Source organism: Ovoidimarina sediminis, assembly GCF_032586175.1.
In the GTDB taxonomy this organism is placed as follows: Bacteria; Pseudomonadota; Alphaproteobacteria; order Rhodobacterales; family Rhodobacteraceae; genus Ovoidimarina; species Ovoidimarina sediminis.
In genome coordinates this window covers 71,955-94,386 of the sequence record NZ_JAWHTE010000017.1, presented here as the reverse complement: position 1 = coordinate 94,386, position 22,432 = coordinate 71,955, and the positions used below count along the sequence as shown (strand labels likewise).

The 22,432-nt window shown below is 63.6% G+C and carries 20 protein-coding genes; 3 read left to right on the top strand and 17 right to left on the bottom strand.

Going from position 1 to position 22,432, the window contains the following annotated elements; genetic code table 11:
* The first annotated feature begins 147 nt into the window (after positions 1–147).
* Positions 148–2,583, top strand: coding sequence for a GcvT family protein (locus tag RXV90_RS18045; protein ID WP_316650324.1), 2,436 nt, complete (start codon positions 148–150; stop codon positions 2,581–2,583).
* A gap of 116 nt (positions 2,584–2,699) precedes the next feature.
* Here RXV90_RS18045 and RXV90_RS18040 read toward each other — a convergent pair whose 3' ends face one another.
* The 16 genes from RXV90_RS18040 to torT form a co-directional block, all read right to left on the bottom strand.
* Positions 2,700–3,497: an FAD binding domain-containing protein gene (locus tag RXV90_RS18040; RefSeq protein ID WP_316650323.1), complete on the bottom strand. Its 798-nt coding sequence runs from the start codon at positions 3,495–3,497 to the stop codon at positions 2,700–2,702.
* Between the two features lie 12 nt (positions 3,498–3,509).
* A complete protein-coding gene (locus RXV90_RS18035; RefSeq protein ID WP_316650322.1) occupies positions 3,510–5,870 on the bottom strand; it encodes a xanthine dehydrogenase family protein molybdopterin-binding subunit in 2,361 nt (786 codons plus the stop codon).
* A gap of 21 nt (positions 5,871–5,891) precedes the next feature.
* Positions 5,892–6,362 (bottom strand): (2Fe-2S)-binding protein, encoded by a 471-nt coding sequence (locus RXV90_RS18030; RefSeq protein WP_316650321.1) that lies wholly within the window; start codon positions 6,360–6,362, stop codon positions 5,892–5,894.
* An 85-nt stretch (positions 6,363–6,447) separates the two neighbouring features.
* Positions 6,448–6,903 (bottom strand): CoxG family protein, encoded by a 456-nt coding sequence (locus RXV90_RS18025; RefSeq protein WP_316650320.1) that lies wholly within the window; start codon positions 6,901–6,903, stop codon positions 6,448–6,450.
* A gap of 107 nt (positions 6,904–7,010) precedes the next feature.
* Positions 7,011–8,240, bottom strand: a complete 1,230-nt coding sequence (locus RXV90_RS18020; protein ID WP_316650319.1) for a vWA domain-containing protein — start codon at positions 8,238–8,240, stop codon at positions 7,011–7,013.
* Positions 8,240–9,154 (bottom strand): AAA family ATPase, encoded by a 915-nt coding sequence (locus RXV90_RS18015; protein ID WP_316650318.1) that lies wholly within the window; start codon positions 9,152–9,154, stop codon positions 8,240–8,242. Before RXV90_RS18015 ends, RXV90_RS18020 begins: the two co-directional genes overlap by 1 nt.
* Before the next feature lie 75 nt (positions 9,155–9,229).
* Positions 9,230–9,526, bottom strand: coding sequence for a cupin domain-containing protein (locus RXV90_RS18010; protein ID WP_316650317.1), 297 nt, complete (start codon positions 9,524–9,526; stop codon positions 9,230–9,232).
* 5 nt (positions 9,527–9,531) lie between these two features.
* The gene (locus RXV90_RS18005; RefSeq protein ID WP_316650315.1) at positions 9,532–10,113 is read right to left on the bottom strand and encodes a biotin transporter BioY; all 582 of its coding nucleotides are present in this window, start codon (positions 10,111–10,113) and stop codon (positions 9,532–9,534) included.
* 19 nt (positions 10,114–10,132) lie between these two features.
* Positions 10,133–11,104, bottom strand: a complete 972-nt coding sequence (locus tag RXV90_RS18000) for a 5-oxoprolinase subunit C family protein (RefSeq protein ID WP_316650314.1) — start codon at positions 11,102–11,104, stop codon at positions 10,133–10,135.
* On the bottom strand, positions 11,094–11,969 hold the full coding sequence (locus RXV90_RS17995) for a 5-oxoprolinase subunit B family protein (protein WP_316650313.1): 876 nt from the start codon (positions 11,967–11,969) through the stop codon (positions 11,094–11,096). The genes RXV90_RS18000 and RXV90_RS17995 overlap by 11 nt, the downstream gene beginning before the upstream one ends.
* Positions 11,966–13,363 carry an acetyl-CoA carboxylase biotin carboxylase subunit gene (locus tag RXV90_RS17990; RefSeq protein WP_316650311.1) on the bottom strand — a complete coding sequence of 466 codons (1,398 nt, stop codon included), beginning with the start codon at positions 13,361–13,363 and terminating at the stop codon, positions 11,966–11,968. Before RXV90_RS17990 ends, RXV90_RS17995 begins: the two co-directional genes overlap by 4 nt.
* Positions 13,363–13,599 carry an acetyl-CoA carboxylase gene (locus tag RXV90_RS17985; RefSeq protein WP_316650310.1) on the bottom strand — a complete coding sequence of 79 codons (237 nt, stop codon included), beginning with the start codon at positions 13,597–13,599 and terminating at the stop codon, positions 13,363–13,365. Before RXV90_RS17985 ends, RXV90_RS17990 begins: the two co-directional genes overlap by 1 nt.
* 21 nt (positions 13,600–13,620) lie before the next feature.
* Positions 13,621–14,346, bottom strand: a complete 726-nt coding sequence (gene pxpA / locus RXV90_RS17980) for a 5-oxoprolinase subunit PxpA (RefSeq protein WP_316650309.1) — start codon at positions 14,344–14,346, stop codon at positions 13,621–13,623.
* A 14-nt stretch (positions 14,347–14,360) separates the two neighbouring features.
* The gene (locus RXV90_RS17975) at positions 14,361–15,383 is read right to left on the bottom strand and encodes an ABC transporter permease (protein ID WP_316650308.1); all 1,023 of its coding nucleotides are present in this window, start codon (positions 15,381–15,383) and stop codon (positions 14,361–14,363) included.
* A complete protein-coding gene (locus RXV90_RS17970) occupies positions 15,383–16,894 on the bottom strand; it encodes a sugar ABC transporter ATP-binding protein (RefSeq protein ID WP_316650307.1) in 1,512 nt (503 codons plus the stop codon). Before RXV90_RS17970 ends, RXV90_RS17975 begins: the two co-directional genes overlap by 1 nt.
* A 7-nt stretch (positions 16,895–16,901) precedes the next feature.
* Entirely contained in the window at positions 16,902–17,972 is a 1,071-nt protein-coding gene (gene torT, locus RXV90_RS17965) for a TMAO reductase system periplasmic protein TorT (RefSeq protein WP_316650306.1), read from the bottom strand.
* 311 nt (positions 17,973–18,283) lie between these two features.
* Between torT and RXV90_RS17960 the strand changes: the two genes are divergently transcribed.
* Positions 18,284–19,198 (top strand): LysR family transcriptional regulator, encoded by a 915-nt coding sequence (locus tag RXV90_RS17960; RefSeq protein ID WP_316650305.1) that lies wholly within the window; start codon positions 18,284–18,286, stop codon positions 19,196–19,198.
* A 7-nt stretch (positions 19,199–19,205) separates the two neighbouring features.
* On the opposite strand, the gene RXV90_RS17955 is transcribed toward RXV90_RS17960, so the two are convergent.
* Positions 19,206–20,123 carry a hydrogen peroxide-inducible genes activator gene (locus tag RXV90_RS17955; RefSeq protein WP_316650304.1) on the bottom strand — a complete coding sequence of 306 codons (918 nt, stop codon included), beginning with the start codon at positions 20,121–20,123 and terminating at the stop codon, positions 19,206–19,208.
* A gap of 112 nt (positions 20,124–20,235) precedes the next feature.
* Here RXV90_RS17955 and katG point away from each other — a divergent pair, with 112 nt between their 5' ends.
* Entirely contained in the window at positions 20,236–22,413 is a 2,178-nt protein-coding gene (gene katG / locus RXV90_RS17950) for a catalase/peroxidase HPI (protein ID WP_316650303.1), read from the top strand.
* Positions 22,414–22,432: the final 19 nt, after the last annotated feature.

Here is a 22,432-nt window from a genome sequence, read left to right as displayed (position 1 = left end):
TCCGATGGCCCGTTCCGCGGCAATCACTTGCGTTCAGATGCGGCAAATTAAGACGTTTGCTTCGAAAAAATCGAAACTGACGGCGTCCGGCTTGATTGAGGCGTCCGTGTTGGCCGACATGGGTGCCGGCAGCATGGGGATCCTGCGATGAAGACGCGCACGAAGGTTGTGGTGATCGGCGGTGGGATCGCCGGATGCTCGACGCTTTACCATCTTACGGAAGAGGGGTGGGGCGACGTGATGCTTCTGGAGCGTGACGAACTGACATCGGGCACGACCTGGCATTCCGCCGCGCAGGTGACGAATTTCGGCATGACGCAGACGATGGTCGGCCTGAAGAGCCATTCCATCGCGCTTTACAGCGAACTGACCGCCGACCCGGACTATCCGATCAACTACCACCACGGTGACGGCGGCATCAGGCTTGCGAATACCGAGGCGCAAATGGACGGGTATCGCCATTTCGCCTCGATGGCGCGGGGGATGGGCGTCGAGTTCGAGGTGATCGACGCGGCGGAATGCGCGCGGCGGCACCCGCTGATCTCGACCGAGAACCTGATTGGCGGCCTCTGGGATCCGCTGGACGGGGATATCGACCCTGCGCAGTTGTGCCAGGCGCTTGCGCGGCGGGCGCGGGCGGCAGGGGCGGAAATCCATCGCAATACGCCTGTGACCGGGCTACGCCAGCTGAAGGACGACACCTGGGAGGTGGAGACGCCGAAGGGCGTCGTGAATGCCGATATCGTCGTCAACGCCTGCGGATACCGGGTGAACGAGGTTGGCGCGATGATGGGCGTTCACCACCCGGTGATGTCGATGGAACATCAGTACTTCGTGACCGAGGAGATTCCGGCGATCCGCGAGGCGGGGCACAGGATGCCGCTGCTGCGCTGTCCGATCAGCGATTTCTATTCGCGGCAGGAGAAGTTCGGCCTGCTCGTGGGGTTCTATGAACAGGGCTGCAAGACCTGGGGCATGGATGGGATCGATCCGAAATTTTCGAATGCGCTTTGTCCCGATGATCTGGACCGGGTGACGGATGTGCTGGAGGGCGCGTTCGCGAGAATGCCAGCGCTAGAGGAGGTTGGCATTCACACGATCGTCAACGGCCCGATCACCTATACGATCGACGGGGCGCCGCTTGTCGGGCCAATCCCCGGAAAGCGGAATGCCTATTGCATCATCGGGTTGCGTGCGGGGCTGGGCGAGGGGGGTGGGCATGGCTGGCTTCTGGCCCAGCAGATCGTTCACGGTGAGGCCTGCTATGACACCTGGGTGCTCGATCCGCGGCGGTTCACGGGGTACGGAAATGTGGAACTGACCGCGCTCAAGGCCATCGAGGATTATCAGAACGAGTTCCGCTTTCACTTCCCGCATGAGCACCGGCCGGCCGGCCGCCCGATCAAGACGACGCCTCTGACCCCTGTTCTGGCCGCCGAAGGGGCCGAGTTCGATGTGGTGAATGGTTGGGAGCGGGTGGACTACATCAAGCCCTACCCAGCGTTCGAGGAAACGCTCGGGTTCCGGTTCAACGAGGTTCACGCGGTCGTGGGTGAGGAGGTGCGGGCCGTTCAGGAAGGGGTTGGTCTAACGGAAGTGAACGGGTTCAACCGTATCGAAATTACCCGATCGGATGCGGATACCTTCCTCGACCGGATGATCTGTGGCCGTGTGCCGCGGGCGGACGGGCGTGTGGGCCTGTGCTATCTTCTGAATTCACATGGCATGGTGAAGTGCGAGGCGACGATCGCGCGGTTTCCGGCCTCGGATCGGGGGCCGAAGCGGATCTGGTACGGGTCCGCGGCCGCTGCGGAGTATCACGATTTCGACTGGCTTTCGGCGCATCTGCGCCCGGGTGAGGACGTGCAGCTTCGCGCGCTGACGAATGACTGGACGATCCTCGTGCTGGCAGGGCCGAAGGCGCGTGCCGTGCTTTCGGAGGTGTCGCGGGCTGACTGGTCCGCCGGGGGCTTCCCATGGCTTTCCGTGCGGGAGGCGTTTGTGGGGATCGCGCCGGCCGTTGTCATGGCCGTAAGCTATTCCGGCGAATTGGCCTACGAAATCCATGTCCCCAACAATCAACTATATGCAGCCTATCTCGCTCTGAGGAGGGCGGGGGAGGCGCACGGGCTTCGGCTGTTCGGTTCGAGAGCGGTCGACTCGATGCGGATCGAGAAGGGCTATCTGCACTGGAAGGCGGATCTTCTGACCGAATTCGATCCGTTCGAGACAGGTTTGCAGAGGTTCGTGCAGCTGGAGAAGGCGGAGTTCATCGGGCAGGCGGCCTTGCGCGGGCGGCGGGATGCGGGGTTGCGGAAATCGCTGGTGTGCCTGTCCGTGGAGTGCGCCGATCGTGCGGCTCGCCCTGGGGCGTCGGTGATGGCCGGGGGCGATGTGGTTGGGACCGTGACCTCAGGGGAATGGGGATACAGGACCGGGTTGAACCTTGCGCTTGCCTATGTGGACCCCGGATCTGCCGGGACCGGCAGTCGCGTTGAGATCGATATGCTTGGCGAGCGGTTTCCGGCGGAGGTGATCCCGCGTGGCCCCTACGACCCTGAGAATCTGCGCGTCAGAGGGTAGGGCGACGCGGAGCGTGCCGAGATCCCGGAGGTGTCGGAGGAGGTGATTGGCAGCAGTCTGCTGCCCGGCGCAAGGGCGGACCGCCTGTAGCGGCCCGCCCTGGTTCCGGCGCGGTGTCAGGTTGCGCCGGAGACAGCGCGCTTGGCCATCTGGCGGATCAGGTTGGCGCGGTATTCGGCGCTGGCATGGATATCCGAGAGAAGACCATCCGCGCTGATCTCCACCCCGTCGCAGGCGCCGGCGGAGAAATCCGCGCCAAGCGCGGCTTCGAGCCCGTCGTGCCGGAAGACACCGTCATCGCCCGCACCAGTGACAGCGACGCGCACACCGTCGCCGGTTTGCGCGACAAAGACGCCTGTCATGGCGTAGCGCGAGGCTGGGTTGCGGAACTTTGCGTAACCGGATGCCTGCGGGGCAGGAAAGCGGATGGCCGTGATGATCTCGTCATCGTCGAGCGCCGTGGCGAACATGCCTTCGAAGAAGTCTTCCGGCGAGATCTCGCGCGCATTGGTCACGACCGTTGCGCCGAGGCCAAGAACCGCCGCCGGATAATCCGCCGCCGGATCGTTGTTTGCGAGCGATCCGCCGATGGTGCCCATGTGGCGCACCGCCGGGTCGCCGATCCCTGCGGCGAGGCAGGCGAGTGCGGGAATATGCTCCTGCACCGCGCTGCTTGCGGCCACCTCGGCATGGGTTGTTGCCGCGCCGATCGTAATTACCCCGTCGGAGGCGGAGACCCCGGACATGCCGTCGATCCCGCGGATATCCACGAGGTCGCTTGGGGCGGCGAGGTGTTGTTTCATGGTTGGCAGGAGGGTCTGGCCGCCGGCCAGGACCTTGCCGTCTTCCGCGCCCGAAAGCGCGGCAACGGCATCTGCGACGGAGGCGGGTTTGTGATATTTCGCTGCGTGCATGGCTTGTCCTCCTTACTCGGCCGCCATCGAGGTTTGGGCCGATTGCAGCGCCATCCAGACGGCTTGCGGCGTCGCGGGCATTTGCAGGTTGTCGGTGCCGATCGCGTCTGTGATCGCGTTGATGACCGCGGGCGGTGAGCCGATCGCGCCCGCCTCGCCGCAGCCCTTGATCCCGAGCGGGTTCGTGGGCGAGGGCGTCGAAGAATGTTCGACCTTGAAGGACGGCACGTTGTCGGCGCGCGGCATGGTGTAATCCATGTAGGAGCCGGTCACGAGCTGCCCGCTTTCGTCATAGACGACGCATTCGGTCAGCGCCTGGCCGATGCCCTGGGTCACCCCGCCATGCACCTGCCCTTCGACGATCATCGGGTTGATGATGACGCCGAAATCATCCGCCGAGACGAATTGCACGATCTCGGTTTCGCCGGTGTCGGGATCGACCTCGACCTCGCAGATGAAGCAGCCCGAGGGGAAGGAGAAGTTCACCGGATCGAAGAAGGAGCCTTCCTTGAGCCCCGGCTCCATGCCTTCGGGCAGGTTGTGGGCGATGTAGGCGGCAAGGCCAACCTCGTGCCAGGCCATCTTCTTGTCGGTGCCCGCCACCGAGACTTCGCCGCCTTCGATGACAATGTCGTCTTCGGAGGCTTCGAGCTGGTGGGCGGCAATCTTCTTGACCTTGGCCTCGACCTTTTCGAGCGCCTTCATGACCGCAGACATGCCCACTGGGCCCGAGCGGGAACCGTAGGTGCCCATGCCGAACTGCACCGCGTCGGTGTCGCCGTGGACAAGTTTGACGTTGTCGATGGGGACGCCGAACTTTTCGGCAGCCAGTTGGCAGAAGGTGGTTTCATGGCCCTGGCCGTGGCTGTGGCAGCCGGTCAGGATCTCGATCGTGCCGACCGGGTTCACGCGCACTTCGGCGCTTTCCCAGAGGCCCACCGCGGAGCCGAGCGAACCGACCGCCGCCGAGGGGGCGATCCCGCAGGCCTCGATGAAGGTGGAGTAGCCGATCCCCCGAAGCTTGCCGCGGGCTGCCGCTTCGGCTTTTCGGGCCGGGAAGCCGGCGACATCCGCCAATGCCTGCGCCTTGTCGAGGCAGGCATCGAAATCGCCCGAGTCATACTGCAGGATGACCGGCGTCTGATAGGGGAACTCGCGGATGAAGTTTTTCCGCCGCAGTTCCGCGGGGTCCATCCCCAGCTGGCGGGCCGACATCTCGATCAGGCGTTCGATCATGTAGGTGGCTTCGGGCCGACCAGCGCCGCGATAGGCATCGACCGGTGCGGTGTTGGTGTGCACTGCCTTCACGTTACAGTAGATGCCGGGAATGTCGTATACGCCCGAGGCCAGGGTGCCGTAGAGATAGGTCGGCGTCGCCGTGGCGAAGAGCGAGACATAGGCGCCGATATTGGCGATCGTATCGATCTTGAAGCCGGTGATCTTGCCGTCGGCGTCAAAGCCCATCCGCGCCTTCGTCACGTGGTCGCGGGCGTGGGCGTCGGTCATGAAGCTTTCGGTGCGCTGGGCCGTCCACTTGACCGAGCGCTTGGTCTTCATCGAGGCCCAGAGGCAGGCGATCTCTTCGGGATAGATGTAGATCTTGGAGCCGAAGCCGCCGCCCACATCGGGCGCGATGACGCGCAGTTTGTGTTCGGGTGCGACGTTGTAGAAGGCCGAGAGCACGAGGCGTGCGACGTGCGGGTTCTGGCTGGTGGAGTAGAGGGTGTAGTGATCCTCGGCGTCGTCGAAGATCGCGACCGCCGAACGCGGTTCGATCGCGTTGGGTGACAGCCGGTTGTTGATGAGGTCGATTTCGGTGACGTGGGTCGCCTTCGCCAGGCCTTCGTCGGCGGCGGCCTCGTCGCCCACTTCCCAATCGAAGATCAGGTTGCCGGGGACGTTGCCATGCACCTGGGGCGCGCCGTCCTTAAGGGCGTCGGCCGGGTTCACGCAGGCCGGGAGCTCTTCGTAGGTGACTTCCACCGCCTCGGCCGCGATACGGGCGAGATCCTGCGTATCGGCGATGACGATCGCGATCGCGTCGCCCACGTAGCGGGCGAATTCCGTAACCATCGGGTTCCAGACGCCGCAGGTCATGGGCGAGCCGTCCTTCGAAGTGATCGCCCAGCCGGTGATGATGTCGCCGATCCCGTCTTCCTTCATCTCGGGGCCGGTATGGACGGCGACGACGCCTTCCATAGCGAGGGCCGCCGAGGCATCGATATTCGTGACGCGGGCCGAGGCGTGGGGGCTGCGGACGAAGGCCGCATAGGCCTGGTTATCCATGCGGATATCGTCGGTATACTTGCCCTTGCCGGTGATGAACCGCTTGTCTTCTCTGCGCTTTACGCGGGCGCCAATTCCGTCGCTCATCTCAAATCCTCCGAAATCCGATCACATCTTGGCGGCGGCGTCGCCGATCGCCTTGACGATGTTGTGGTAGCCAGTGCAGCGGCAGATATTGCCTTCGAGTTCATGCCGGATCGCCGCCTCGTCGAGGGTGCGGCCCTCGGCCTTGTAGCGGTTCACCATGTCGATCCCGGACATGATCATGCCCGGTGTGCAGAAGCCGCACTGAAGCCCGTGATGTTCGTTGAAGGCCGCCTGCATGGGGTGCAGTTCGCCATTGGCGAGGCCTTCGACCGTCGTCACCTCTGCCCCGTCGAGGGACACGGCGAGGGCGGTGCAGGACTTCACGGCCTTGCCGTTCACGTGAACCACGCAAGCGCCGCATTGGCTGGTGTCGCAGCCGATGTGAGTGCCGGTGAGCCTGAGTTCTTCCCGAAGGAAATCCGACAAGAGCATCGTGTCGGGAATATCCCGGCTCGAGGCCTTTCCGTTTACCGTGATTGAGACCTGTGTCATTCGATCCTCCCTGTCGGCGCGCCGATTATTGCGCGCGTTTCGTTTAGGGGCGCCGTGGCTGCGCCCGTTCTGCTGTCTCAGGCCGTTATTCCGCCGCGTCGGCGCTGTTCAGATGGGCCTGGAAATTGTCGAAGAATTTCGCCGCGAGTTTGCGGGCGGTGGCGTTGATGAGGCGGCTGCCAAGTTGCGCGAGCTTGCCGCCCACAGTGGCTTTCACTTCGTAGGTGAGGCGGGTGCCCTCGGGCACTTCGGTCAGCATGACATCCGCGCCGCCCTTGGCGAAGCCCGCGACGCCGCCCTTGCCCTCGCCCTGGATCGTATAGCTTTCCGGCGGGTTCAGGTTGACGAGTTCGACGGTGCCTTCGAGCCGAGCCTTGACCGGGCCGATCTTCTGCACCGCGATGGCGTGGAGTTCGTTTTCCGAGATCCGGTTCAGTTCTTCACAGCCAGGGATGCAGGCACGCAGCACGTTTTCGTCGTTCAGCGCTTCCCAAACAACGTCTCGCGGCGCGGCGATCAAATGCTCGCCCGTCATCTCCATCAGCGATTCCTCCCAGGGGAATTTGTTTGGGTGTTCCTTCGGAGCAAAGCCTATCCGGCTATGGGAACAACGCAAGAGTTTTCCCGCCGCCGTAGGCGTCAAGCCGTTCAAATCGCGTGCAGAAGGGCTTTGCGGAAGTCTGCGCCCGAAAGGGCGCCGGAGAGGGCGGCGAGGCTGTCGAGGGAGTGGCACGCGTAGACGGCATCGACGTGGGGCAGGATCGTTCTGATACCGGCGGCCCGTGGCGAGAAACCTTCCCACCTGAGCAGCGGATTGAGCCAGACGAGGCGCCGCGCGGACAGGGAAAGCCGTTCGATCTGGGCACCGAGGAGATCGGGGGCGCCGCGTTCGAGGCCATCGGAGATCAGGAGCACCACCGCGCCGCGGGTGAGGACACGCCGCGACCAATCCTTGTTGAAGCGCTCGAGCGCCGCGCCGATGCGTGTGCCGCCTTCCCAGTCGCCCGCCTCGCGCCCGATCGCCGTGAGGGCGGCATCCGGGTCTGCCACGCGGAGGGCCTGGGAGACATTGGTAAGGGAAGTGCCGAAGGTGAAGGCGCTGACCCGGCCCCATTCCTTGACGGGCGCATGGGCCATGGCGTGGAGGAACCGCAGGATGATGCGGGAATAGACCGACATGGAGCCCGAGATGTCGCAGAGTGCGACGAGATCGGGAAGACGTTCGCGGGGCGATTTCATTTCGAGGCGGCCGATTTCGCCGCCCCTGCGGGTGAGGGCGCGGAGTGTGGCGCGCGCATCGGGCCGGTTTCCGCGCGGGTCGGCGCGCATCCGGCGGGAGCGGAGGGGATCGAGCCGCCAGGTCATATTCCGGATGGCCCGTTCGGCTTCGCGGAGTTCGGCCGCCGACATCTGTTCGAAATCCTTTCGTTTCAGGACTTCGCGTTCCGACCAGCTCATGAACGCCTCGCGCTCGATCTCTTCTTCCTTGGGCGTTTTCTCGGGGGGCGGGCGATCGCGCAATTTGAGAGCTTCGCTGGCGCGCTTTGCCGCTGCGGCGGGATCTTCGCGTTCCGGATCGGTCGCGAGTTGCGGCGAGAGCATGTGGAGCATCGACTGGATCACGTCCGGATCCCGCCAGAACATCGAAAAGACCTGGTGGAAGACTTCGAGGTCTTCGGTGCGGCTGACAAGCGTGGCACGGAGGATATGGTAGAAATCGACCCGGCGCGTGAAGCCTGCGACCTCGACCGCGCGGATCGCGGTTTCGACCTGGGCGGTGCCGACCTTCATCCCGGCTTTCCGAAGCGCGCGGGCGAAGTGGACGATGTTCTCAACCAGCCGCCCGTCGGTTTCCCCAAAGGCCGTGGCGTGGGCCATCAGGACGCCCGGTCGAGCGCGGTCTTTGCCTCGTCGAGGAGACGCGTGGTTTCGGCGCCGGCGATGCGGGCAATGTCGTCCTGATACTTGAGCACCGCACCGAGTGTGTCGGTCACGACCTCCGGCGCAAGCTCGATCGTGTCGAGGGCGACGAGGCAGCGGGCCCAGTCGATGGTTTCCGCGACACCCGGAGACTTGAACAGATCCTCGCCGCGCAGCGCCTGCACGAAGGCGACGATTTCGGCGGAAAGCGTGGCGGTGGCTTCGGGGACACGGGCGTTCAGGATTTCGAGCTCGCGCTCGAATGCGGGGTAGTCGACCCAGTGGTAGAGACAACGGCGCTTCAGCGCATCATGCACTTCGCGGGTGCGGTTCGACGTGAGGATCACGATGGGCGGGTCTTCCGCCCGGATCGGGCCGAGTTCGGGGATCGTGACCTGGAAGTCCGAGAGAAGTTCGAGAAGGAAGGCTTCGAATGGTTCGTCGGTGCGGTCGACCTCGTCGATCAGGAGAACCGGGGGGCCTTCCGGGTGCGGTTCGAGCGCTTCGAGGAGGGGGCGGCGGATGAGATACTCTTCGGAAAAGAGTTCCTCTTTCAGGGCGGACCGATCGCTTTCTCCGGCCGCTTCCGCAGTACGGATCGCGATCATCTGAGCCGAGAAGTTCCATTCATAGATCGCGGAGGCCGCATCGAGGCCTTCATAGCATTGGAGGCGGATCAGGCGGCGGCCCAGCATGGCGGCAAGCGCCTTGGCGATTTCGGTCTTGCCGACGCCGGCCTCGCCTTCGAGAAAGAGCGGCTTGCCGAGTTTGAGCGCGAGGAAGGCCACGGTGCCGAGATCGCGCCCGCAGATGTAGTTCTGCGCGCTGAGCTGCGCGATCGTGTCGTCGATGCTTTTCGGGATCTCGGTCAAGGCGTCACCGTTCAGTCGCGGGCTTATCCGACAGACATATGCGGCGCGAGGGGGCGCTGTCCACCGAAGGCTCTGTCAGAGGATTTCGACCTCGATGAAGCGGCAGGGGAAGGGGTTGGCGTTGATCACGTCATGTTCGACGCCGGCGTTTCGGTAATAGGGCACGCCGTTTCGGAGATCGGCGAGTGACATCTGACCCCGCGGTGCCTCGATCCGAAGCTGACCGTCGAAGAGTGGCACCACCACGTAATCGAATTCGTGGCGGTGCCAGCCCGTGTTGTCGCCTTCCCTGGCGAAATGCCACTCGGTCACGCGGACGGTTTCGTTCTCGATCAGAACGGTGCCCGTCGCGGTGCCCGTGGCCTCGCACATCGCTGTCAGCGCCGCCGGAGCGCGCCGGTGCCGAGATGGACGATGACCACGAAGAGCGCGAGCTTCAGGATCTCGGCGGGGACAAAGGGCCAGAGGCCATAGACAAGCACCGGCTGATCCCAGCCGATGAGTGTGCCGAGCCAGAGGAGGCCGGGGACGTAGATCGCCGCGATCCCTGAGAGGCCGGTGAGCGCGAGGCGGAACGGCCCCCGGTCGCCGCCGCGTTCCGCGAGCCAGCCGGTCGTGATGGCCGCGAGGAGGAAGCCGAGGAGATAACCGCCCGTGGGACCGGCCATGTAGGCGAGGCCAATCCCCTTTTCGGGCGTCCCGGCAAAGACAGGGAGACCGGCGGCACCCTGGGCGAGATAGGCGCCGATGGTGACGGCCGCGAGCCGTGGCCCGTAGGCCGCGCCGATGAGAAGAGCGACGAGCACCTGCATCGTCATCGGCACCGGGAAGAAGGGCACCTGCACCTTCGCCGCGAGCGTCATGAGTGCGCTGCCTGCGACGACCATGAGGATCGACATCGTCAGGCCGCGCGGGCCGAAGGCCGTGCGGAGGGTCGGTTGCTGGATCGTGTCGGACACCTTGCTGTCTCCTTCTTGTTCAGAGCGCGTCGCGGATCGCCGCGAGGATGGCCTTGCGGCGGGCGCGGGCTTCGAGCGCCCCATCCATGTCGACTTCCACGAAGCGGGTTTCGGTATTTGGCTGAAGCTGACCGATCAGATCCATGTCTGCAGAGATGATCGTGCCGATCATGAAGTACCCGCCGCCCGACACCGCGTCGCGGTGAAGGATGATGGGCTCGGTTCCCGAGGGGACCTGTACGGAGCCGTAGGGATAGCAGGCATCGGTGATGTTCGACGGATCGGAGCCAGCGCCGAAGGGCTGTTCGCGTTCGACGAATTCCATCGGCCGTCCGCCCTGGAAGCGATAGCCCATGCGGTCGGCCTCGTTCGCGACCTTCCACGTATCTTCGAAGAAAGCCTTTTGCGCCGCTTCCGTGATGCGGTGCCAGTAGAGGCCCGGCAGCATCCGGAGTTCGGCGCTGGAGCCCGGGCCACGGCGCAGGTTTTCCGGCACCGATTTTCCGGCGCGGCCCGATGCTTTGTCTGCGCCGAGCGGCAGCGTGTCGCCGGGTTGGATGGCGCGACCCTCATAGCCGCCGAGCGCGCCGATGGCATAGGTCGAGCGGCTGCCGAGTGCGGGGGCCGTGGCGATGCCGCCCGAGATCGCGATGTAGCCGCGCGCGCCGCCGCGGAGGAAATCGAAGCTGAGTACATCGCCCGACTTCACGTCGAAGGCCGTCCAGCCAGGTTGCTCGGTTCCGTTGACCTTGGCGGGAAGATCGGCACCGCAGACGGCGACCGTCGCATCTTCGGTGAATTCGAGTTCTGGCCCCATGAAGACGCATTCGAGCCCTGCCGCATCCTCGGGGTTGCCGACGAGCATGTTGGCGGCGCGCAGTGCGAGGCGATCCATCGCCCCGCCCACGGGTATGCCGAGGTGATAGTAGCCCGGACGGCCAAGATCCTGGATCGTCGTCAGGATGCCCGCTGAGATGACATTAACCGGCATAGAGGGCCTCCATCAGTTTGGCGTTGGTGCCGTCGATATCGGCGTTGAAGGCTTCGAGATCGAAGGTGACGTCGGCGATCCGCGGCTCGAACCGGCCCGCCTGCACGTCTTCCACCGCCGCGTCGTATTCCTCGCGGCTGATCGGTTTCCATTTCACGATATCGCCCGGTTTGAAGAAGACCATGAAATCCTTGAGATAGCTGACTTCCTGCTGGGGGTCGTAGATGGGCATGGGCGTGATGCCGAACATCTGGTAGCCGCCCGCGCCCCTGACCGAATAGATGCATGAGAAGCAGCCGCCATAGCCCACCGTCAGTTTCGGCGTGTCGGTGCGGGGCCGAAGGTATTTGGGCACCTCGATCTGACGGGGCCGGTCGACCATCTGGTAGAGAAACGGAAGGCCCGAGACGAAGCCAACCATCGACACAAACCACGGCGCGCCGGAATGCGCGTCGATGAAGGAGGCCACGTCGTCGTAGCCGTTGATCCGCGCGGCATATTCGATGTCGGTGGCGTTCGGATCCTGGTGGCGCTCGCGGAAGCGCATCAGCGTCTCGTGCGTCCATGGATCCTGGTAGTGGACCGGGATTTCGATGATCCGGGTGTTGAGCTTCGATTCCGCGCGCTCCGCCTCCTGCTCCATCTCCTTCAGCATGCCGAGGAGTTTTTCGGGATGGATGACGTCGGGGTCGAATTTGATCTGGAACGAGGCGTTGGCCGGGCAGATCTCGGTCACGCCGTCGATCTTGGCGTCACGGACCGCGTTGGTGATGGCGAGGGAGACGAAGAAGGCCTCGAGCGACATGGCTTCGTCGACTTCGACGAATATGTGCTCGTCCCCGCCAAAGGTGTATCGGCATGTCATGCGGCTGTGTCTCCCTCCGTCAGTTGTAGCTTTGCGATGGTGTCGGTGTTGGCTTCGAGCCAGGGCTCGAGCCATTTCGTGTGAACCATATTCGAACGCACGTCGTCGGCCGTCAGCAGTGCCTCGAAAAGCGCCGCGGTGGTGGTGAGCCCGTCGATCCGGAGCTCGGCCAGCGCCCGTCCGAGCCGCGTGAGCGCAGCCTCGCGGTTCTCGCCGTGGACGATCAGCTTGCCCAGAAGAGAGTCGTAGAACGGTGGCACGCCGTAGCCGTGATAGAGCATGTGATCGAAGCGCACGCCGGGGCCGGTGGGGATGTCGAGGCCTGAGATCATGCCGGGGAAGGGCATGAAGTTGTTGGCCGGATCCTCGGCGTTGAGGCGAACCTCGATGGAGTGGCCCCGCGCGGCAATGTCGGCCTGGGTGAAGCGCAGGGGTTCGCCGGCCGCGATACGGATCATCTCGCCAACGAGATCGAGCCCGGTGATCATTTCCGTCACAGGGTGTTCGACCTGAATGCGGGTGTTCATTTCAATGAAGTAGAAATCGCCGGTTGCGTCGTCAAAGAGGTATTCGACGGTGCCCGCGCCCTTGTAGCCGACAGATCGGGCAAGATCGGCGGCGGACGTGCAGAGCTTTTCGCGCGTATCCGGGTCGAGAGCGGTGGAAGGCGCCTCTTCCCAGACCTTCTGGCGCCTGCGCTGGAGCGAGCATTCGCGTTCCCAGCAATGGATGGCGTCGATGCCGTCGGCGAGGATCTGAACCTCGATGTGGCGGGCTTTTTCGATCACCTTTTCGATGTAGATGCCACCGTCGCCGAAAGCGGCCTTGGCTTCGGAGGAGGCCTGGGGGGCGAGTTTACGGAACTCTTCGGCGTTTTCCGCGATACGGATGCCGCGCCCGCCACCACCGGCCGCGGCCTTGATCATGACGGGGAAGCCAATTTCGGCGGCGAGGCGGGCCGCCTCGTCCATATCAGAGATGACCCCGTCGCTGCCGGGCACCGTGGGAACGCCGGCCTTGGCCGCCTGCACGCGCGCCGCGGCCTTGTCGCCCATCAGGTTGATGGTATCGCCGCTTGGCCCGACGAAGATCAGGCCGGCATCGGCCACGGCCGTGGCGAAGGATCCATTTTCGGACAGAAAGCCGTAGCCGGGGTGGATGGCGTCAGCCCTTGTGTCTTTCGCGGCCTTCAGGATCGCCTGCGTATCCAGATAGGATTTCGCGGCCTGGGGCGGGCCGATATTGACCGCTTCGTCCGCGATGCGGACCGCCAGCATCTCGGCATCTGCATCCGAATGCACCTGTACCGTCGCGATGCCGAGGTCACGCGCGGCGCGGATCACGCGCACCGCGATCTCGCCGCGATTGGCGACCAGGAGCTTCCTGATCGGCATCAGTCGAGCACCGCGAGAACCTGTCCGGCCATCACCGGCGCGCCATCCTCGACACCGAAGGAGGATACGGTGCCTTCGCCGTCGGCCTTCACCTCGTGGAATGTCTTCATCACTTCGACGAGGCCGATGGTGTCACCCTTGGCCACGGAGTCGCCTTCCGACTTGTAGGGCGGCTCTTCCGGTGAGGGTTTGCGGTAGAAGGTACCCGGGATCGGGGATTTGATCTCATGTGCCATGCTGTCTCTCCTTCTTGAGGCTCAAGCGGCTTTCAGTTGCGACAGGGCCGCGCTGACGGCTTGCGCGATATCCCGTGAGTTCGGTGTGTCCGAATGAATGCATACGGTTTCTGCCCGGACGGGGAGGGACTTGCCGCCTACCGTTTCGAGGCTGCCATCCTCTACCGCGCGGCGGGCGCGTTCGGCCGCCAGCGCCGGGTCGACCGCGTCGTGTTCGCGGGTGATGATGAGGCCGCCCTCGTCGCTGTAATCGAGATCGGCGAAGAATTCGGCGATAAAGCCTGCACCTTCCGCCTCATAGACGGTTTCGTGGAGCGTGCCCGCGATGCCCATGACAGGAAGCCCATAGATCACCGAGGCGCGGGCCACCGCGCGGGCGATCGGCTCTTGCCGGGCCGCCATGCCGTAGAGCGCGCCGTGCGGCTTGATGTGGGCAAGCGTGGTGCCGGCCTGTTTGCAGAAGGCGTCGAGCGCGCCGATCTGGTAGAGGATGATGTTCAGCATCTCCTCTTCCTCGATCTTCATCTCTCGCCGCCCGAAGCCGGCGAGATCGGGGAGCGAGACATGGGCGCCGATACGTACATCGTGCTTTACCGCGAGTTCCACCGTCGTGCGCATGTGGTTCGGATCGCTGGCATGGAAGCCGCAGGCCACGTTTGCCTGGTCGATATAGGGCATGAGTTCAGCATCGTTGCCCATGTGATAGAGCGAGAAGCTTTCGCCCATGTCGCAGTTGAGATCCGCCATGTCCTTGTCCTCCCTCAGTCCTTCAGTGATGCGACATAGCGCAGCCTGATTTGATCGGCGATCACCGCGAGGATCAGGAGCGCGCCCAGAACGACCGTCTGGAGGTAGCTTTCGATCCGCGCGAGGTTCATTCCGTTCTGGACGAGCCCGATAAAGAGCGCGCCCAGAACGACGTTTTCAAGCCGCCCGATGCCGCCCCGCAGGCTGACACCGGCGATGACGCAAGCGGCGATGCTTTCGAGCGGCATCGAGGCGCCGATATTCGCCTCGCCTGTGTCGAGGCGGGCGGTCAGGAGCATGCCGGCGGTTGCCGCAAGTGCGGCGCAGAGCACGTAGGTGGCGAAAAGCGTGCCGCGCACGTTGATGCCCGAGAGGCGCGCCGCCTTCGCGTTTCCGCCCACGGCGTAGAAGTAGCGGCCATAGGGTGTCTGGTAGAGAAGAACCCACAGAAGCACGATCAGAAGCCCTGCGACCCAGACCGGCGTGGGCACGCCCAGCATCGTGCCGAATCCGAAGATATCTCCGAACTCGACCGGCATACCGTACACAGGGACGCCGCCGGTGAGATAGAGCGCGATGCCGAAGCCGACCGAGGCCATGCCAAGCGACATCATGAAGGGCGAGACATTGAAATAGGCCACGCCCACGGCGTTCGCGACACCGATCATTGTACCTGCAGCGACCCCGGCGAGAAAGCCGAGCGTGATCGCGAGAAACACAGCATCAGGCATCGCGGCGTAGATCGAGGCCATGACCATTGCCCCCACCACCGAGGCGAGGGCGAGGATCGTGCCGACCGAGAGATCGAAGCCTCCTGTCAGAAGCGCCAACATCTGGCCGAGGGCCACGATCGTCAGGTAGACCGACTGGCGCAGCACGTTCATGAGGTTTCGCCCCGTCAGGAAATTGTCTGACATGAGCGAGAAGACGATGACGGCGATGACCAGGAGGAAGGGCAGTATGCCGAGCCTGACGAAGAGGCGCTTCAGCCAGTCGCCCGCACCGCCGGAATTCTGGGTGGAGGTGGCATCGGCCATCAGGCGCTCTCCCGTTCGAAGAAATTGGCGAGCACGTTTTCTTCTGTGAGGTCCGGACCGCGAAGCTCGATCTGGATCTGGCCACGATAGAAGACGTAGGCCCGGCTTGCGAGATTCAGGATTTCAGGCAGGTCGGACGAGACGATGACCACGGCGGCGCCCGCCTCGGCGAGTTCGAGAATGAAGCGGTAGATTGCCGCCCTCGTGCCCACGTCGACGCCTACCGTCGGCTCGTCGAATACGACGAGGTCAACCTTGCGGGTGAGGCTGCGCGCCAGCATCGCCTTCTGCTGGTTTCCGCCCGAGAAGTGATCAACCGCGCGTTCGGGCTGGTTGGGTGACAGGTTCAGCCGTTCGGCCAGTTCCGCCACCTTGCGGCGTTCTCCTCCGCGGTCGAGAAAGATGCCGCGCCGGAACGGGGCCACGTCAAGCGACGCGAGCGACATGTTTTCACGAACGGGGCGAACCATGAGAAGGCCTTCGTCGTGGCGATCGGCGGGAAGATAGAGGAAGCCGTCGCGGATCGCAGCGCCGGGCGTGTGACCGGTGACGTCGCGCCCCTTGTAGCTGACGGTTCCGGCGGAGACGGGGAGCGCGCCATAAGCGGCCTGCATCGCTTCGGACTTGCCGGACCCTACGAGGCCCGCGAGACCCACGATCTCGCCCCGGCGTACCGAAAGGGAGAGGTCGATGACGCTGCCGGAGGGCGTTGACACTCCGTCGAGACGGAGGATTTCTTCGCCCGGCGGGGCGAGAGAGATCTCGGGGAAGATCGCGCCGACTTCGCGGCCGGTCATCAGTTCCACCAACCTGTCCTCGTCGGCTTCGTCGACACCGATCGTATCGATCAACTTGCCGTCGCGCAGGATGGTGATCCGGTCGCCGATGCGGCGGATCTCGGCCATACGGTGGGTGATGTAGATGATGCCGACGCCGCGTGCGGTCAGGTCTTCGATGAGCCGGAACAGCTGATCGGTTTCATGATCGGTCAGGCTTGCAGTCGGTTCGTCCAGGATCAGAACGGACAGGTCAGAGCGGAATGCCTTGGCGATTTCGACCATCTGCTGTTCTGCCCGGCTCAGATGCTGGACCTTGCGGTCGGGGCGGAGATCGAAGGCGAGTTCGGTCAGGATGCGTTCGGCTTCGCGCCGCATATCCGATCGGTCGAGGAAGATGCCCTTGCAGTGCTCGGCGCCGAGGAACAGGTTTTCCTCGACGGTCATCTGCGGGATCAGCGAGAATTCCTGGAAGACGGCCGAGACGCCGTGATCGCGGGCGTCGTGGACCGAGTTGAAAGCAACGACTTCTCCGTCGCGCTCGATGTGTCCGGCGCTGGGAGTGTTCGCGCCGGACAGCATGGAGATGAGCGTGGATTTTCCCGCACCGTTTTCACCGAAGAGAACGTGCACTTCGCCCGCGCGGAGATCGAAATCGACGCGGTCGAGGGCGCGCACGCCGGGATAGTCCTTGGTCAGGCCCCGGGTGGCGAGAAGCGGTGCGGGCGTGCTCATAGAGCGATCATTCCACCCGGAAGACCGGGCTGAAGCCCTGTGGCGCGAGCGTCGACGTGGGATCGAAATCCGCGTGATTGTCGGTCGTCACGACATAGAGGGCGGGGCCGACGTGCTTGTGGTAGTCCTGCCCTTCGAGAATGCGCACCGCCTGATCGATGGCGATCCGGCCCTGGATCACGGTGGAGTCGGTGGGGGCCGCGAGGATCTGGCCACGCTTGATGCCCTGGTCGACGCCCGGCGTGAAGTAGTAGGAGATCACCTTGACCTGATCAGTCAGCCCGCGGGCGCGGAGGATCGGGACAGCAGCCTCGGCCGTCACCGCCGTGCCGGCGATGTACTGAAGATCGGGATAGGTTTCGAGCGCATCCTCGACGAGCTTGGATTGGGCTTCCTTGCCGGTGTCGCCGTAGAAGGTATCGACGACCTCGACCGCACCGGCCTCTGCCGCGGCGAGGAAGCCCGCGTTGCCGGCCTCGACCCAGCCAGCGCCCGCCGGACCCGGGAACCAGGCCACTTTGACCGGGTCGCCATCAGGATGCGAAGTCGCAAGAAATTCACCCGCCTTTGCGCCCATCTCGCCGAAGGAGACGAGAGATTTGGCGCTGAGTTCCGGCGAGGACATGCCGTTGATCACGTCGATCACCGGAATTCCCTGGCCGCGGATTTCGCTGACGAGGTTGTTGAGGCCGTCGAACGAGATCGCGCCGATCACGACGGCATCCGCGCCGGCGGCGACGCAATCCTCGATCTGGCTGATCTGGGTGTTGAGTTCGGTGTAACCACCTGCTTCGACAAGCTGCATCTTGACGCCAAGCCGTTCGGCTTCTGAGGCGACGCCGTAGTTCACGCCGAGCCAGTAGGCATCTTTCATGTGCGGGAAGGAGACGCAGATCTCCCACGCCTGACTGGCCTTCTCGAGCGGCACGTAATCGATCGAGGTGCGCGGGCTCGACATGTCGAAGGCCGGCTCCCAGCTTTCGACCGCGTAGGGATACCAGGCATCCTGCGCCGTGGCAGCGGCGGAAGACAGAGCCAAAGCCGACACGGTGATCGTGGCGATGTGGCGAATGTTCATGAATTCAACTCCCGATTGGACTCCATGGGAAGCGACGGCCTTTGCGGCCTCGTTTCTATGGCTGTCATCCTGCGCGCGGGCCCGAGATATGACAAATTCAAACTTATCAGTTTGTTTATCGGAATTTTTGATGGCACTGTGATTCATCCACAGGGTGCGCGAAGGCGTGCGACTGGCGGCGGAAGTTTGGCAAGTAATTGTAATAAGTATATTTTATTCTCGCCCCCGCGCCGTTCCCGAATATTGACACCTGGCTGTTCTGTCAGCCAAGTTAACCTTGGAAAATCCGATAGCTGCTTTCTGGAAAACAGATGGACCCTTCGCTCAGGCAAATCCGCTACTTCATCGCGGCCGCGAATGCAGGGCAGATCTCGCGGGCGGCGCGCGACCTGAACGTATCGCAGAGCGCGATCACCACGGCGATCCGCCAACTGGAAGACATTGTGGGGTGTCCGCTGTTTCGCCGCCATGTGCGGGGCGTGTCGCTGACCCATGATGGGACGATCTTCCTTCAGCACGCCCACCGCATCTTCGCCACCGTGGATGAGGCAGTGCACGCACCGCGTTCGGTGCGCACGACACTGACCGGAAAACTTCGGATCGCGATGACATACACGGTCGCGGGGTATTACCTTCCGCCGCATCTTGAACGTTTCACGCGCTATTATCCGGGTATCGAGTTGCAGCCTGTGGAAGCGAGTCGGACGGATATCGAATCCGGGCTGCAGTCGGGCCAGTACGACATCGCGGTGCTGCTGACGTCGAACATCGCGGATCAGGAGGCGCTTGCGTACGAAACCCTTATCCGCTCTTCCCGGCGGCTCTGGCTCGGCACCCGGCACGGTTTTCTGGAGCGCGAGTCGATCTCGCTCGCGGATGTGGCGACCCAAGCCTACATCATGCTGACCGTGGACGAGGCGTCGAACACTGCACAGCGCTACTGGAACCAGGCGGGTGTGCGGCCGAAGACCCTCATGCGCACATCTTCGGTAGAAGCGGTCCGGTCGATGGTGGCGAGCGGCATGGGCGTCACCATTCTGTCGGACATGGTGTATCGACCGTGGTCGCTGGAGGGGCTTCGGGTCGAGGCCGTGGATCTTGCGAGCCCGGTGCCGACCATGGACGTCGGATTGGCCTGGGCCGTGAACGTGGATCTGCCGCCGGCGGCGAAGACGTTCCGGGAGTTCATGCGTACGAGCGGCGATACGCATCGCAGTAGTTTCTGAGGTGTGATCAGACGGCTCCGGCGATCTGGCTTCGCTTTGCCTGACCCGCCCCACGGATGATCGCACCGATTTTCATGAGCCGGTCCGCGAGTGGGTTGGTTCGGCGCCAGACCATGCCGATCGTGCGGCTGGGTTTAGGAGCAGGAAAGCGGGAAATCGCAACCTCGGCCGAGCGCGTTTCCAAAGGGATCGCCATTTCGGGGATCAGCGTGACCCCCATCCCGGAGCTGACCATCTGCACCAGAGTCGTCAGCGAGTTTCCTTCCATCAACTGGCGCGGTTTGCTGGGGGCCAGGTTGCAGAAGGAAAGGGCCTGATCCCGGAAACAATGCCCTTCTTCCAGCAGAAGCAGGCGCATCTCGTGCAGAAGGTCTGGCCGGGGAACCGGACGTCCGGCCTGTTCTGCGGGGCGTACCAGAACGAATTCCTCTTCGAAGAGGGCGAATTCGCGGAACGAAGGCTCTGACATCGGGAGGGCAACGATGGCGACGTCGAGGCGAGACTCGCGGAGGCTTTCTATCAGGGCCGGCGTGATCGCTTCCCGAGGCTGCAGGTCGAGATCTGGAAAGTGTTGAGACAGGGCAGTGATGATTTCAGGGAGGAAATAGGGGGCCACGGTGGGAATCACGCCAAGACGGAGGCGGCCTGCCATCGGCGCGGTGGCGGCGCGGGCGAGATCTTCCAGTTCTTCGACGTCGAGCAGGATCTTGCGCGCGCGACTGACGAAATCCTCGCCGAGCGGGGTCAGGCGGATCTGACGGGCGGCGCGTTCGACGAGTGGCGTGCCGACCATCGCTTCCAGCTCTTTGATCTGAATGGACAATGCCGGTTGAGTGATGGAGCAGGCGGAGGCGGCGCGACCGAAATGCCCGTGACGTGCGAGGGCGTCGAGATAACGGAGATGTTTTAGCGTAAGGCCAATCATAAGGAAAAATTATCAGTCCAGTTAGAATATTCAATTGGGATTAATGAAAAGGCTACTTTAGAACCATTCCAAGGCCGCCCTGAGGTGGCCCATTCAGGTTAGGGAGATTCTCATGGACGGAAACAACGTCGCCCCCACTGGCTGCCCCGTAATGCACGGCGGCAATACCGCCATGGACAAGCCCGTCACCAAGTGGTGGCCCAACGCGCTGAACCTCGACATCCTGCACCAGCACGGTGCGCGGACCAATCCGATGGACCCAGATTACGACCATCGGGCGGCCGTCAAGGCGCTCGATTTCGATGCGGTGAAGGCCGATGTGAAGGCGCTGATGACCGAAAGCCAGGACTGGTGGCCGGCGGATTGGGGCCACTACGGCGGCCTGATGATCCGGCTTGCGTGGCATTCGGCCGGCTCCTACCGGATGTCTGATGGGCGCGGTGGTGCCGGATCGGGCAACATCCGCTTCGCGCCGCTCAACTCCTGGCCGGACAACGCGAGCCTCGACAAGGCGCGGCGTCTTCTCTGGCCGGTGAAGAAGAAGTATGGGAACGCGCTGAGCTGGGCCGATCTCATCATTCTCGCGGGCAACATGGCGTACGAGTCGATGGGGCTGAAGACGTTCGGCTTCGGCTTTGGGCGCGCGGATATCTGGGGCCCGGAAACCGACGTCTACTGGGGTTCGGAAAGCGAGTGGCTGGCGCCGAGCGAAAACCGCTATGGCGATCTGGAAGACCCCTCGACGCTGGAGAATCCGCTGGGGGCCGTGCACATGGGCCTGATCTATGTGAACCCTGAAGGTGTGAACGGTCAGCCGGATCCGGCGCGCACCGCGCTTCATGTTCGCGAGACTTTCGCGCGTATGGCGATGGATGACGAAGAGACCGCGGCGCTGACTTGCGGCGGCCACACGGTTGGCAAGGCCCATGGCCGTGGCGCGGTCGATGCGATCGGCGTCGAGCCGGAAGCGGCCGGGATCGAGGCGCAGGGCTTTGGATGGGCGAACCCTGGCCTTGAAGGAAAGGCGGCGAATGCCTTTACTTCCGGCATCGAGGGTGCCTGGACGAAGCATCCGACGCAGTGGGACATGGGATATTTCGACAACCTCTTCAACTACGAGTGGGAGCTGAAGAAATCGCCCGCTGGCGCATGGCAGTGGGAGCCGGTGGATATGCCCGAAGAGGCGAAGCCGGTTGATGCGACCGATCCCTCGATCCGCCACAACCCGATCATGACCGATGCCGACATGGCGATGAAGGTTGACCCGATCTACAATGAGATCTGCCGCAAGTTCATGGCGGATCCGGAGTACTTTGCCGATACCTTCGCGCGTGCGTGGTTCAAGCTTACCCATCGCGACATGGGGCCGAAGGCGAATTATCTCGGGCCGGATGTACCTGCCGAGGATCTGATCTGGCAGGATCCGATCCCTGCAGGTCCGACCGATTACGACGTCGATGCGGTGAAGGCGCAAATTGCGGAGAGCGGCCTGACGCCTGCCGAGATGATCGCCACCGCATGGGACAGTGCGCGGACCTTCCGCGGCTCCGACAAGCGGGGCGGCGCCAATGGTGCCCGCATTCGCCTTGCGCCACAGAAGGATTGGGAGGGCAATGAGCCCGAGCGTCTGGCCAAGGTGCTTGGAATTCTCGAACCGATCGCCACGGCGAACGGGGCCTCGGTGGCGGATGTCATCGTCCTGGCGGGTAATGTCGGGTTGGAGCAGGCGATCAAGGCCGCCGGTCACGACGTGACCGTGCCGTTTGCGCCGGGTCGGGGCGACGCGACCGACGAGCAGACGGATGCCGCTTCGTTCGATGTGCTGGAGCCGCTCGCCGATGGTTTCCGCAACTGGGAGAAGACGGACTACGCGGTCAGCCCAGAGGAAATGATGCTCGACCGTGCGCAGCTTCTTGGCCTGACGGCTGCGGAAATGACGGTGCTCGTGGGCGGTATGCGCGTTCTCGGTGTGAACCATGGCGGTTCCGCCCATGGCGTTTTCACCGACCGGGTTGGTGCGCTGACGCCGGATTTCTTCGTCAACCTGACCGACATGGCCTATAGCTGGCATCCGGTCGAGGCGGACGGCACCTACGAGATTCGCGACCGCAAGACCGGTGAGTTGAAGTGGACGGCGACGAGTGCCGACCTCGTCTTCGGTTCGAATTCGATCCTGCGGGCTTACGCCGAAGTCTATGCTCAGGACGACAATGCCGCGAAGTTCGTGCGCGATTTCGTGGCCGCCTGGAGCAAAGTCATGAACGCTGACCGGTTCGATCTGGCGGCATAACAAGACAGGCCGCGGCGCT